At 55.0% G+C, this 12,866-nt stretch carries 12 protein-coding genes, 3 tRNA genes and 1 other RNA gene; 9 read left to right on the top strand and 7 right to left on the bottom strand.

Features of this window, described 5'->3' with window-relative positions:
• The first annotated feature begins 2 nt into the window (after positions 1 to 2).
• The 6 genes from OGY35_RS17085 to pnuC all read left to right on the top strand — a co-directional run bounded on the left by OGY35_RS17085 (position 3) and on the right by pnuC (position 2,581).
• A tRNA-Lys gene (locus OGY35_RS17085) sits at positions 3 to 78 on the top strand.
• 59 nt (positions 79 to 137) lie between these two features.
• Positions 138 to 213, top strand: a tRNA-Lys gene (locus tag OGY35_RS17080).
• A 46-nt stretch (positions 214 to 259) separates the two neighbouring features.
• Positions 260 to 335 (top strand) — tRNA-Lys (locus tag OGY35_RS17075).
• A gap of 22 nt (positions 336 to 357) precedes the next feature.
• A non-coding RNA gene (locus OGY35_RS17070) (RtT sRNA) lies at positions 358 to 492 on the top strand.
• 300 nt (positions 493 to 792) lie between these two features.
• Positions 793 to 1,836: a quinolinate synthase NadA gene (gene nadA, locus OGY35_RS17065; protein ID WP_286632922.1), complete on the top strand. Its 1,044-nt coding sequence runs from the start codon at positions 793 to 795 to the stop codon at positions 1,834 to 1,836.
• A 25-nt stretch (positions 1,837 to 1,861) separates the two neighbouring features.
• Complete coding sequence (gene pnuC / locus OGY35_RS17060; protein WP_152405409.1) at positions 1,862 to 2,581, top strand: nicotinamide riboside transporter PnuC; 720 nt, start codon at positions 1,862 to 1,864, stop codon at positions 2,579 to 2,581.
• Here the strand turns inward: pnuC and zitB are convergent.
• Together zitB and OGY35_RS17050 are read right to left on the bottom strand one after the other, a co-directional pair.
• On the bottom strand, positions 2,578 to 3,519 hold the full coding sequence (gene zitB, locus OGY35_RS17055; RefSeq protein ID WP_286632916.1) for a CDF family zinc transporter ZitB: 942 nt from the start codon (positions 3,517 to 3,519) through the stop codon (positions 2,578 to 2,580). The two genes, pnuC and zitB, sit on opposite strands and share 4 nt — an antisense overlap.
• A 273-nt stretch (positions 3,520 to 3,792) precedes the next feature.
• On the bottom strand, positions 3,793 to 4,167 hold the full coding sequence (locus OGY35_RS17050; protein WP_152405407.1) for a YbgS-like family protein: 375 nt from the start codon (positions 4,165 to 4,167) through the stop codon (positions 3,793 to 3,795).
• 317 nt (positions 4,168 to 4,484) lie between these two features.
• Here OGY35_RS17050 and aroG point away from each other — a divergent pair, with 317 nt between their 5' ends.
• From aroG to OGY35_RS17035, 3 genes are all read left to right on the top strand, one after another.
• Positions 4,485 to 5,537, top strand: a complete 1,053-nt coding sequence (gene aroG / locus OGY35_RS17045) for a 3-deoxy-7-phosphoheptulonate synthase AroG (protein ID WP_043001333.1) — start codon at positions 4,485 to 4,487, stop codon at positions 5,535 to 5,537.
• A gap of 146 nt (positions 5,538 to 5,683) precedes the next feature.
• A complete protein-coding gene (locus tag OGY35_RS17040; protein ID WP_286632915.1) occupies positions 5,684 to 6,751 on the top strand; it encodes a FecCD family ABC transporter permease in 1,068 nt (355 codons plus the stop codon).
• The gene (locus OGY35_RS17035; protein WP_178825474.1) at positions 6,748 to 7,512 is read left to right on the top strand and encodes an ABC transporter ATP-binding protein; all 765 of its coding nucleotides are present in this window, start codon (positions 6,748 to 6,750) and stop codon (positions 7,510 to 7,512) included. Before OGY35_RS17040 ends, OGY35_RS17035 begins: the two co-directional genes overlap by 4 nt.
• Positions 7,513 to 7,553: 41 nt before the next feature.
• Here OGY35_RS17035 and gpmA read toward each other — a convergent pair whose 3' ends face one another.
• From gpmA to galE, 5 genes are all read right to left on the bottom strand, one after another.
• Positions 7,554 to 8,306: a 2,3-diphosphoglycerate-dependent phosphoglycerate mutase gene (gpmA, locus tag OGY35_RS17030; RefSeq protein WP_042320535.1), complete on the bottom strand. Its 753-nt coding sequence runs from the start codon at positions 8,304 to 8,306 to the stop codon at positions 7,554 to 7,556.
• Positions 8,307 to 8,536: 230 nt separating this feature from the next.
• A complete protein-coding gene (gene galM, locus OGY35_RS17025; protein WP_286632914.1) occupies positions 8,537 to 9,577 on the bottom strand; it encodes a galactose-1-epimerase in 1,041 nt (346 codons plus the stop codon).
• Positions 9,571 to 10,719, bottom strand: a complete 1,149-nt coding sequence (gene galK, locus OGY35_RS17020) for a galactokinase (protein ID WP_286632913.1) — start codon at positions 10,717 to 10,719, stop codon at positions 9,571 to 9,573. The genes galM and galK overlap by 7 nt, the downstream gene beginning before the upstream one ends.
• A gap of 2 nt (positions 10,720 to 10,721) precedes the next feature.
• A complete protein-coding gene (galT, locus tag OGY35_RS17015; protein ID WP_286632912.1) occupies positions 10,722 to 11,768 on the bottom strand; it encodes a galactose-1-phosphate uridylyltransferase in 1,047 nt (348 codons plus the stop codon).
• Between the two features lie 9 nt (positions 11,769 to 11,777).
• Positions 11,778 to 12,794 carry a UDP-glucose 4-epimerase GalE gene (gene galE / locus OGY35_RS17010; RefSeq protein WP_152405400.1) on the bottom strand — a complete coding sequence of 339 codons (1,017 nt, stop codon included), beginning with the start codon at positions 12,792 to 12,794 and terminating at the stop codon, positions 11,778 to 11,780.
• Positions 12,795 to 12,866 lie beyond the last annotated feature (72 nt).

The following is a 12,866-nucleotide window of genomic DNA, read 5'->3' as shown; positions in this document are numbered from 1 at the left end:
TCGGGTCGTTAGCTCAGTTGGTAGAGCAGTTGACTTTTAATCAATTGGTCGCAGGTTCGAATCCTGCACGACCCACCAATTTAATATTAAATATCGAATTGGTGCCGAGTAAAAAATCTTTCAGGTAACACCCGAATGGGGCGTTAGCTCAGTTGGTAGAGCAGTTGACTTTTAATCAATTGGTCGCAGGTTCGAATCCTGCACGCCCCACCAATATCAAAGTGGGTTCCTGAAAAGAATAAAGCAGTAAACCCCATATGGGTCGTTAGCTCAGTTGGTAGAGCAGTTGACTTTTAATCAATTGGTCGCAGGTTCGAATCCTGCACGACCCACCAGTGTAAAAAGGCGCCCTAAAGGCGCCTTTTTGCTATGCGCAGAATTTAATGATTCGAACCTGCAGCAGGTTCGGTGTTGAGCGTAGCGAAACAACGGAGCCGCTGGCGGCGACGGCCCGAAGGGCGAGCGAAGCGAGTCATCCTGCACGACCCACCAGTGTAAAAGAGGGCGCTGGTGGCGCCTTTTTGCTATGCGCAGAATCCAACGATTCGAACCTGTGTCATGCCTGATGGCGCTTCGCTTATCAGGCCTACAATGATTGATCTGGTCAATGGCTACGCCCTTGTAGGTCGGATAAGACGTCAGTCGCTATCCGGCGTTAGCAAGCGCAATTGTTGTGACTTTTGCCGCTCAATCCGCTATCTTGTTTAGCATATAAAACAAATATGACCGAACATGGCATGCATCGCGCCTTAAGTCGGTTGTTTCGTTAAGCCAGTAAAACGAGAAAGCATGATGAGCGTGATGTTTGACCCTGAAGCCGCAATCTATCCGTTTCCCCCGAAGCCGGTACCGCTGAGCGCCGATGAAAAGGCGTTCTACCGCGAAAAGATCAAGCGCCTGCTGAAGGAGCGTGACGCAGTGATGGTTGCGCACTATTACACCGACCCTGAAATCCAGCAACTGGCTGAAGAGACCGGCGGTTGTATCTCTGATTCACTGGAGATGGCCCGCTTTGGTGCAAACCATTCTGCCTCCACGCTGCTTGTCGCAGGGGTTCGCTTTATGGGCGAGACGGCCAAAATCCTCAGCCCGGAAAAAACCATTTTAATGCCAACCCTTGAGGCGGAATGCTCGTTAGATCTCGGCTGTCCGATTGACGCGTTCAGCGCGTTCTGCGATGCCCATCCGGATCGCACTGTCGTGGTCTACGCGAATACCTCCGCGGCGGTTAAGGCCCGCGCCGACTGGGTGGTGACGTCCAGCATTGCGGTTGAACTGATTGAGCATCTGGATAGTTTGGGTGAAAAAATCATCTGGGCACCGGATCGCCATCTCGGGAAATATGTCCAGAAGCAGACGGGGGCGGATGTCCTCTGCTGGCAGGGAGCATGCATCGTCCATGATGAGTTCAAAACGCAGGCGCTGAGCCGCATGAAAGGGCTATACCCGGATGCCGCGATCCTGGTTCATCCGGAATCACCACAGTCGATAGTGGACATGGCCGATGCCGTCGGTTCGACCAGTCAGCTCATTAATGCAGCTAAAACCCTGCCGCATCAGCAACTTATTGTCGCCACCGATCGGGGTATTTTCTACAAAATGCAGCAGGCGGTACCGGGCAAAGAGTTGCTGGAAGCCCCCACAGCCGGTGAAGGGGCCACCTGCCGCAGCTGTGCGCACTGTCCGTGGATGGCGATGAACGGCCTCAGAGCGATCGCTGAAGGCCTGGAGCAGGGTGGGAAGACCCATGAGATACACGTTGATGAGGCGCTGCGAGAAGGCGCACTCGTGCCGTTAAACCGCATGCTGAAATTTGCGGCTACACTACGTGCGTAGATAATCAAACGCTCTGGGGGAAAAGATGGACTTTTTTAGCACGCAGAACATTCTGGTACATATTCCAATCGGCGCAGGGGGGTACGATCTGTCATGGATCGAAGCGGTGGGCACCATCGCCGGTTTGCTGTGTATTGGCCTTGCCAGCATGGAGAAGATCAGCAACTACGCTTTCGGCCTGATTAACGTCACGCTGTTTGCGATCATCTTTTTTCAGATCCAACTCTACGCCAGCCTGCTGCTGCAACTTTTCTTCTTCGCTGCCAACATTTACGGCTGGTACGCCTGGTCGCGGCAGACCACGCAGAACGAGGCGGAACTCAAAATTCGCTGGCTGCCCCTGCCTAAGGCGCTGGGCTGGCTGGCGGTTTGCGTGGTGGCGATCGGTTTGATGACGGTTTATATCGACCCGGTTTTTGCCTTTTTGACCCGCATTGCGGTGACGCTCATGCAGATGCTTGGCTTGCAGGTCGCCGTCCCGGAATTGCAGCCAGATGCCTTCCCGTTCTGGGATTCCTGTATGATGGTGCTATCGATTGTGGCGATGATCCTGATGACTCGCAAATACGTCGAGAACTGGCTGCTGTGGGTGGTTATCAATGTGATTAGCGTCGTGATCTTTGCCCTGCAGGGGGTTTATGCGATGTCGCTGGAGTACTTGATCCTGACCTTCATTGCGCTCAACGGTAGCAGGATGTGGATTAACAGCGCACGCGAACGAGGCTCGCACGCGCTGTCCCATTAGTGGTGATGATGTGAATGACCGGATGTCTTCTGGTTCAGATCGCAGTCCGGTCCGTGACAGGGCTGATATTCCATCTGAATGGTGGCGTGTTCAATCTGGTAATGATGAATCAGAAAGTGCTGGATGCGTTCCAGTAGCCCGTCATGATCGTGCGGCGGAATCACCTGTACATGCAGGGTCATGACCGGTTTTTCACCCACCATCCACACGTGCACGTGATGGACATTACGCACTTCGGGAAGCTCCCGGCTGAGGTGGCGTTGCAGGGCAGCGATATCCAGCGAAACCGGGGCACCTTCCAGTAACTCATTCACGCTATCTTTCAATAAGCGCCACGCGCTCCGCAGAACCAGCAGCGAGACCAGTATTGACAGAATCGGGTCAGCGGGCGTCCAGCCGGTCCAGATAATAATTACCGCCGCGATGATAGCCCCGACCGACCCCAGTAAATCGCCCATCACATGCAGTGCCGCGGCGCGCACGTTGAGGTTTTTTTCTTCGCTGCCACGATGCAGGATCCAGAAGGCAAAGACGTTTGCCAGCAAGCCAGCGACGGCGATGATCATCATCATGCCGCCTGCCACCGGGCGCGGCGTGTAGAAGCGCTCAATCGCCTCCCAGACGATTAAAATCGTAATGACTACCAGCGCAATCGCGTTGACGAAGGCGGCCAGCGTTGTCAGCCTCAGCCAGCCGAAGGTGTGGCGGATAGTTGGTGGTCGGCGGGCAAACTGGACGGCCAGTAGTGCAAACAACAGCGCGGCGGCATCGGTCAGCATATGTCCGGCATCGGCGAGTAGCGCCAGCGATCCGGATAAAATTCCTCCCACCACCTCCAGCAACATAAAGCCCGCAGTGATGCAAAATGCGAGCAGCAGTCGGCGGGCGTTGCCATCCTCGGGCAGGTGCGGGGCAGAATGAGAGTGTGAGTGCGCCATAATGTCATCCCTTGGTTATTCTTATCTTAACTGTATGACATCATACCGTTTCTGGACGAATAAAATAAAAAGGAGAGCCAGGGCTCTCCCGAAAGTGTTGACCAACCTCATGCTGATACCGGACAAGCAGAGATCGCCTAATTAAAAAACGGGAAAATCAATTTATTGATTTTCGGCTGATAACCACAAAGAAGGAAAAACCACGCTTTTTCCTTCTTTGTCTGCAATCAGAGGAGAGCCAGGGCTCTCCCATTATTAGTCCGGTTTTCAGTTTTACTGGGTGGTACCATCGGTTTTGCTATCAACATCGTTGTTCATACCATCACCGGTTTCCACTTTTTTGTTCATGTCCGGGCAGCGCCCGTCCTTACACATTGTGTTTTTGTGTACTTCATCCTGGGTCATTCCCTCCTGATTCATGGATGAGCCATTTGGATGCAGCATCGTGCCGCCAGAGTTGATATTGTCGTTATCGACATTATTCGGGGCGACGTTTTCTTTTGCATCCGGGGCAACCTGGCCGGCGTCGGCGGCGGCGTTCGCCTGGCCATTATTGCTCTGGGTGTTGGATTCGGCGGCCAGTGCAGCGCTGCTGGCGAGGCTGAGCGTGGCGGTCAAAAAAAGTGAAGCCAATTTTGTCATTTTCATAAGATGCTCCTGTTTTGGTTGAGATGTCGGATAACGTCTTCCAACAGTGCATATGCCAGTCAAAGGGTCAGGCAATGGTTGAAGATCCCAGATGAGCGCAATAGCTCAGTAGAGAATCTTGAAAAAATTCACAAACAGAGTGGTTGCAGTTAAGAATTGTAGGTTAGATCTCGTTTTCCGCTACTTTCTGGCGTTTTTCAGCTAAATTCCAGGATTAATCCGTCCGAAGTGTAAAAGCCCGTTTACACTTTTAGACTGAGGATATAGATTGGAGGGATTGCATTCATTTATATAAGTATGGCAACGCTGGAATAATCATGAATTATCAGAACGACGATTTACGTATTAAAGAGATCAACGAGTTATTACCCCCTGTCGCACTGCTGGAAAAATTCCCCGCTACAGAAAATGCCGCCAACACGGTTGCCCATGCGCGTAAAGCCATTCACAAAATTTTGAAAGGGAATGACGATCGCCTGCTGGTGGTGATTGGGCCGTGCTCAATTCATGATCCCGTCGCGGCGAAAGAGTACGCGGGTCGCCTGCTGGCGCTGCGCGAAGCGCTGAAAGGCGAGCTGGAAATCGTCATGCGTGTCTACTTTGAGAAACCGCGTACGACCGTTGGCTGGAAAGGGCTGATTAACGATCCGCACATGGATAACAGCTTCCAGATTAATGACGGTCTGCGTATTGCGCGTAAGCTGCTGCTGGATATCAATGACAGCGGCCTGCCGACGGCTGGTGAATTCCTCGATATGATTACCCCGCAATATCTGGCGGACATGATGAGCTGGGGCGCGATTGGCGCGCGTACCACAGAATCTCAGGTTCACCGTGAGCTGGCGTCGGGTCTCTCCTGTCCGGTTGGCTTCAAGAACGGTACCGATGGCACCATCAAAGTGGCGATTGATGCCATCAACGCTGCCGGTGCGCCACACTGCTTCCTCTCGGTCACCAAATGGGGTCACTCCGCCATTGTGAACACCAGCGGTAACGGCGACTGCCATATCATTCTGCGCGGCGGCAAAGAGCCGAACTACAGCGCTGCACACGTAGCGGCGGTGAAAGAAGGTCTGGCGAAAGCGGGTCTGCCTGCGCAAATCATGATTGATTTCAGCCATGCCAACTCCTGTAAGCAGTTTAAAAAGCAGATGGAAGTCGGGGCCGATGTGTGTCAGCAAATCGCCAACGGTGAGACAGCCATTATGGGCGTGATGATTGAAAGCCATTTGGTTGAAGGTAATCAGAATCCGGACAGTGGTGAACCGCTGGTGTACGGTAAAAGCATTACCGATGCCTGTATTAACTGGGAAGATACCGACACTATCCTGCGCCAACTCGCGGATGCGGTAAAAGCGCGTCGCGGATAAAACGTCCTAAACCTGAAAAGCCGACTGCTGGAGTCGGCTTTTTTGTCTCTTCGTCGTCTAACAATCTATCGAGATATAATTTCTTATATAGCGTGTGGCAAGTGCGCTATAATTCGGCCTTCATTCGCCAACTCCCGTTACCCGCTATGTCTCTTCTTTCTCAGACACCCATTGATGATGCCATTAATACACAATATCGCAGGATCATCCGCACGCGTGTGCTGTTGGTACTGATGAGCGTACTGGCGATTGGCGGCTCGCTGTTGCTGGATTTCACGCTTGGCCCGTCAGGTTTGCCAATCGGCGAGCTCTGGCAAACGCTGATTCATCCAATGAGCGCCAGCGGCGGCACTCGGGTTATCGTCTGGGAAATCCGCCTGCCTTACGCCCTCATGGCGCTATTGGTGGGCATGGCGCTGGGGCTGGCCGGGGCTGAGATGCAGACCATCCTCAATAATCCGCTGGCGAGTCCGTTCACGTTGGGCGTCTCTTCGGCAGCGGCATTTGGCGCGGCGCTGGCGATTGTGCTGGGGATCGGCATTCCTGGTATTCCTGACGCGTGGTTCATTCCAGCAAATGCCTTCATTTTTGCGTTGCTCTCTGCACTGTTGCTCGACGGCATAACCCGCTGGACCCGCGTGGCGACCTCTGGCGTGGTGCTGTTTGGTATTGCACTGGTGTTTACCTTTAATGCGCTGGTGTCGATGATGCAGTTTGTGGCCGATGAGGATACGTTACAGGGGCTGGTGTTCTGGACAATGGGCAGTCTGGCGCGGGCGTCGTGGGAAAAACTGGCCGTACTGGCGTTGGCGTTTATCTGCGTTGGCGCGTGGTCAATGCGCAGCGCCTGGCAACTGACCGCGCTGCGACTGGGGGAGGATCGGGCGATGAGTTTTGGCATCGACGTACGCCGCTTACGCCTGTCGTCGCTGTTGCGCATCAGCCTGCTGTCCGCACTCTCAGTGGCCTTCGTCGGCCCGATTGGCTTCATTGGCCTGGTGGCACCGCACATCTCACGTCTGCTGTTTGGTGAAGATCACCGCTTCTATCTGCCTGGCAGCATCCTGACGGGCGGGCTGGTGCTCTCTCTGGCCTCTGTCGCCTCGAAGAACATCCTTCCCGGTATCATCATTCCGGTGGGCATTGTCACCTCGCTGGTGGGCGTCCCGTTCTTTCTGAGCATTATTTTGCGCCACCGGGGGAGCATGTCATGAGTGGCTTGATCCTGCGGGGCGTCACTGCGGGCTACCCAAAACGACCGGTGATTGACGATCTTCATGTCGACGAACTGCCGCGCGGTAAAATTACCGCGCTGCTGGGGCCGAACGGCTGCGGGAAGTCCACCTTGTTACGCGCGCTGGCCGGATTGAGTAAAGCGCAGGGTGAGATGATGCTTGGGGGAAAAAACCTGTCGGCGCTGTCGCTGGCTGAGCGGGCCGCCAACGTCGTGTTTTTGCCCCAGTCACTGCCGCAAGGGGTACATTTGCATGTTCTGGAGTCGATCCATGTCGCGCAGCGGGCGCTGGGTAAACGCGATGATGAACAGGTGCTGGCGATTCTCGAACAACTGGGGATTGCCCATCTGGCGTTGCATTTTCTTGATCAGCTTTCCGGGGGACAACGGCAACTTGTGGGGCTGGCGCAATCGCTGATCCGCCGTCCCGAGTTGTTGTTGCTCGATGAGCCCCTGAGCGCGTTAGATCTAAACTACCAATTTCATGTGATGAATCTCGTTCGCCGTGAAACCCGGCTACGCAATATGGTCACGGTGGTAGTGGTACATGACATCAATATTGCGCTACGCCATTGTGAACATGTGCTGATGCTGAAAGCCGGAAAGCGGGTCGCCAGCGGCGAGCCGGAAAAGGTCATCACCACGGAAAGTCTGGCGGAAGTGTATAACGTACAGGCTCGCGTGGAGCGTTGCTCGCAGGGCAGGGCGCAGGTGGTGCTGGATGGGGTGACTGGAGTTTAAGAAAAATGGCCCGGTCAGCATTCGCCACCGGGCCATTCAGATTACTTCGCTTTACCCTGGTTGGCGACGGCAGCGGCTTTCGCGGCGATCTCGTCAGCATTACCCAGATAGTAGCGCTTGAGCGGTTTGAAGTTTTCGTCGAATTCATACACCAGCGGTACGCCGGTTGGGATGTTCAATTCGAGGATTTCTTCTTCGCTCAGGTTATCGAGGTATTTTACCAGCGCGCGCAGGGAGTTACCGTGCGCCGCGATGATTACGCGCTCGCCGCTCTTCATGCGTGGCAGAATGGTGTCGTTCCAGTAAGGGATAACGCGATCGATAGTGAGTGCCAGGCTTTCGGTCAGCGGCAACTCTTTTTCGGTCAGTTTGGCATAACGCGGATCGTGGCCCGGATAGCGCTCGTCATCTTTGGTCAGTTCCGGCGGGGTCACCGCGAAACCACGACGCCACTGTTTAACCTGCTCGTCACCGTACTTTTCAGCGGTTTCCGCTTTATTCAGACCCTGCAACGCCCCGTAGTGACGTTCGTTCAGCTTCCAGGATTTCTCCACCGGCAACCAGGCCTGATCCAGTTCATCCAGTACGTTCCACAGCGTGTGGATGGCACGTTTCAGCACGGAGGTATAAGCAAAATCGAAGCTATAGCCTTCAGCTTTCAGCAGTTTGCCTGCCGCTTTCGCTTCGCCCACGCCTTTTTCGGACAGGTCAACGTCGTACCAACCGGTGAAGCGGTTTTCATTGTTCCACTGGCTTTCGCCGTGGCGTACCAGAACCAGCTTAGTTACAGCCATACTCTCACTCCTCAAGCTTTATCGAATGATAATAATTCTCATTATATTGCCATGACAGGTCAGCGGCAATGCTTACGCATAACCATAGCGAAAATAGTGCAGCAGTGTAAGGTTCTTGTGAACTCTGAGTTGCGATTTTGTCTTTGAGTGGTGGGGATTTGAGCAAGGTGAGATGTCTTAAGCCCGACACGCATGCGCTATCGGGCACTTAACACAGGGTCGCTGCACCCTCAGGAAGGAATAAAGCGATATTCCGTCAGGCTGGTGTACTCTTCGCCGGGGCGCAGAACGCAGTCTGGCTGCGGCCATTCCGGATGGTTCGGGCTGTCCGGCAGGAATTCACTCTCCAGCGCCAGACCCTGATAATCGCCGTAGGCGTTCGGTCCGCGTGAAGAGGTGCCGCCGAGAAAGTTACCGGAGTAAAACTGCAGCGCCGGGGCCGAAGTGTAGACTTCCATCTGCAACTTCCCGTCCTCAGAAGAGAGCAGGGCAACCGGCTTTTTACTGTCGCCTTGTGCCTGCAACAGGAAGGCGTGATCGTAACCCTTCACTTTGCGCTGGTCGTCATCGGCAAGAAACTCACTGGCGATAACCTTCGCGGTGCGGAAATCAAATGAGGTTCCGGCGACCGGTTTCAGACCATCGCGTGGGATCCCGCCTTCATCAACCGGCAGATACTCATCCGCCAGAAGCTGCAACTTGTGGTTGCGCACGTCGGTCTGATCGCCGTCGAGGTTGAAGTAGACGTGGCTGGTCAGATTCACCGGGCACGGCTTGTCCACCGTCGCGCGATAGGTAATGGAAATGCGGTTGTCATCGGTCAGACGATACTGCACCGTGGCGCAAAGGTTGCCCGGAAACCCCTGATCGCCATCGTCTGAGCTTATGGCAAACAGAACCTGACGCTCGTTATGGTTAACGATTTGCCAGCGGCGTTTATCAAATCCGTCCGGCCCACCGTGCAACTGGTTGACGCCCTGGCTTGGTTGCAGGGTCACCGTTTCCCCGTTGAGGACGTAGCGGCTGTCGGCGATACGGTTGGCGTAACGACCAATTGAGGCACCCAGAAACGCCGCTTGCTCCTGATAATGTTCCGGACTGGCACAGCCCAGCAGCGCTTCACGCACACAGCCGTCGGAAAGGGGAATGCGGGCCGAGAGTAATGTAGCACCCCAGTCCATCAGCGTGACCACCATCCCTGCGCTATTGCGCAGGGTTAACAGGCGGTACGGCTGACCATCGGGTGCCAGTGCAGGTGTTTCATTCAGCACTGTCCTGCTCCTTGTGATGGTTTGCACACATAGAAAGTTTCTTTGATACCGGTTTTGGCTTCGTACTGTTCGGCGACGGCCTGCTGGACCGCTGGGACCAGCGCTTCCGGCATCAGTGCGACGATGCAGCCGCCAAACCCGCCGCCGGTCATGCGCACGCCGCCTTTGTCGCCAATCGTGGCTTTGACGATGTCAACCAGCGTATCAATCTGCGGCACGGTGATTTCGAAATCATCACGCATTGATGCGTGCGATTCCGCCATCAGTTGCCCCATGCGGTGCAGATCGCCTTTTTCCAGCGCGCTGGCAGCTTCTACCGTCCGCGCATTCTCAGTTAACACGTGACGGACGCGTTTGGCAACCAGTGGGTCCAGTTCATTCGCCACGGCGTTAAAAGCCTCGAGGCTGACATCACGCAATGCCGGTTGCTGGAAGAAACGTGCGCCCGTTTCGCACTGTTGACGACGTGTGTTGTACTCGCTGCCGACCAGCGTGCGCTTAAAGTTGCTATTGATGATCACAATCGCCACGCCTTCTGGCATCGAGACCGCTTTGGTGCCCAGCGTCCGGCAGTCGATCAGCAGGGCATGATCTTTCTTACCCAGCGCAGAAATGAGCTGATCCATAATTCCGCAGTTACAACCGACAAACTGGTTTTCCGCTTCCTGACCGTTAAGCGCAATCTGTGCGCCGTCCAGCGGCAGATGATAGAGCTGCTGGAACACAGTACCGACCGCCACTTCCAGCGAGGCGGAAGAGCTCAGGCCCGCGCCCTGCGGAACATTACCGCTGATGACCAGGTCCGCGCCGCCAAAGCTGCTGTCACGTTTTAACAGGTGTTTCACCACGCCGCGCACATAGTTTGACCATTGCTGGCTGTCGTGAGTCACGATGGGGGCATCAAGGGAGAACTCGTCAGTCTGATTATCGTAATCGGCAGCAATAACGCGGATCAGGCGGTCGTTGCGGGCAGCGCAACTGATGACGGTTTGATAGTCAATGGCGCAGGGTAGCACAAAGCCGTCATTATAATCGGTATGCTCACCGATAAGGTTGACGCGGCCTGGTGCCTGAATAGTGTGGGTCGCAGGGTAGCCGAAAATTTCTGCAAACAGAGATTGTGTTTTCTCTTTCAGACTCATTTTTATACTCCGGATTCGCGAAAATGGATGTCGCTGACCGCGCGCAGACGTTCTGCCGCTTGTTCCGCTGTGAGATCGCGCTGGGTCTCTGCCAGCATTTCGTAACCGACCATAAATTTACGGACGGTCGCGGAGCGCAGTAACGGCGGATAAAAGTGCGCGTGCAACTGCCAGTGGCCATTCTCTTCACCGTTAAACGGCGCGCCGTGCCAGCCCATCGAATACGGGAAAGAGCACTGGAAGAGATTGTCATAACGACTGGTCAGTTTTTTCAACGCCAGCGCCAGGTCTGCACGCTGTTCGTCGGTCAAATCGGTGATGCGTAGTACATGCGCTTTCGGCAGCAATAGCGTTTCGAACGGCCAGGCCGCCCAGTAAGGCACCACCGCCAGCCAGTGTTCGGTTTCCACTACCGTACGACTGCCGTCAGCCAGTTCGCGCTGTACGTAGTCGACCAGCATCGGTGACCCCTGCTCAGCTAACCAGGCTTTTTGCAGACGATCTTCGCGTTCGGCTTCGTTTGGCAGGAAACTGTTGGCCCAAATCTGTCCGTGGGGGTGGGGGTTCGAGCACCCCATCGCCGCGCCTTTGTTTTCAAAAACCTGCACCCAGGGATAGTGTTTCCCGAGATCTGCGGTTTGCTCTTGCCAGGTTTTCACAATTTCTGTCAGGGCGGGAACGCTAAGCTCTGGCAGGGTTTTGCTGTGATCCGGCGAAAAGCAAATAACGCGACTGGTGCCGCGTGCGCTCTGGCAGCGCATCAGCGGATCGTGACTGTCCGGCGCGTCGGGCGTGTCGGTCATCAGCGCCGCGAAGTCGTTGGTGAAGACGAACGTCCCACGGTAATCCGGGTTCTTATCGCCAGTGACGCGGGTATTGCCTGCACACAGGAAGCAGTCCGGATCGTGTGCCGGTAGCGCGTCGTTTGAGGGGGTTTCTTGCGCCCCCTGCCAGGGGCGTTTAGCACGATGCGGCGAGACCAGAATCCACTGTCCGGTGAGGAGATTAAAGCGGCGATGCGGATGATCGACGGGGTTGAATTGACTCATGATGGTTTCTTAATCCTCGTATCCCTGCGGATGACGCGACTGCCAGTGCCAGGTGTCCTGTGCCATCTCATCAAGCGTGCGCGTCACGCGCCAGTCCAGTTCGCGGTCGGCTTTGCTGGCATCCGCCCAGTAGGCAGGCAGATCGCCATCACGGCGCGGAGCAAAGTGATAGTTAACCGGTTTACCGCAGGCTTTGCTGAAGGCGTTGACCACGTCAAGCACGCTGCTGCCGACCCCCGCGCCGAGGTTGTATATATGGACGCCCTGTTTGTCCGCCAGTTTTTCCATCGCGGCAACGTGACCGTCAGCGAGATCCATCACGTGGATGTAATCGCGTACGCCAGTGCCGTCTTCGGTCGGGTAGTCGTTGCCAAAAATGGCCAGGGAGTCGCGACGGCCCACCGCCACCTGCGCGATGTACGGCATCAGGTTATTCGGGATGCCCTGCGGGTCTTCGCCCATGTCACCTGATGGATGTGCGCCAACCGGGTTGAAATAGCGCAGCAGCGCGATGCTCCATTCCGGCTGCGCTTTTTGCAGATCGGTGAGGATCTGCTCGACCATCAATTTGCTTTTGCCATAAGGGCTTTGCGGCGTACCGGTCGGGAAGCTTTCGACGTAAGGGATTTTCGGCTGGTCGCCGTAGACGGTTGCCGACGAGCTGAAAATGACGTTTTTGACACCGGCGGCGCGCATGGCGCTAATCAGTCGCAGCGTTCCGTTGACGTTGTTGTCATAGTATTCCAACGGCTTTGCGACAGATTCGCCGACGGCCTTCAGCCCGGCAAAATGGATGACGGTGTCAATCGCGTGATCGTGCAGGATTTCGGTTATCAGCGCTTCGTTGCGGATATCGCCTTCGATAAACGTCGGATGTTTGCCGCTCAGACGTTCAATAACAGGCAGTACGCTGCGCTTACTGTTACAGAGGTTATCAAGGATGATGACGTCATGACCGTTTTTCAGTAACTGCACACAAGTATGACTTCCTATGTAACCGCTACCACCGGTGACCAGAACTCTCATAATTCGCTCCGTTAAGCTTATGGTATGGAATTACCATAGCATAACAAAGATGCGAAAAGTGTGACATGGAAT

Source organism: Citrobacter sp. Ct235, assembly GCF_030332305.1.
Lineage (GTDB): Bacteria > Pseudomonadota > Gammaproteobacteria > Enterobacterales > Enterobacteriaceae > Citrobacter_A > Citrobacter_A telavivensis.
Note: the sequence above shows the minus strand (reverse complement) of the source record. Positions and strands in the feature narration are given on the sequence as shown.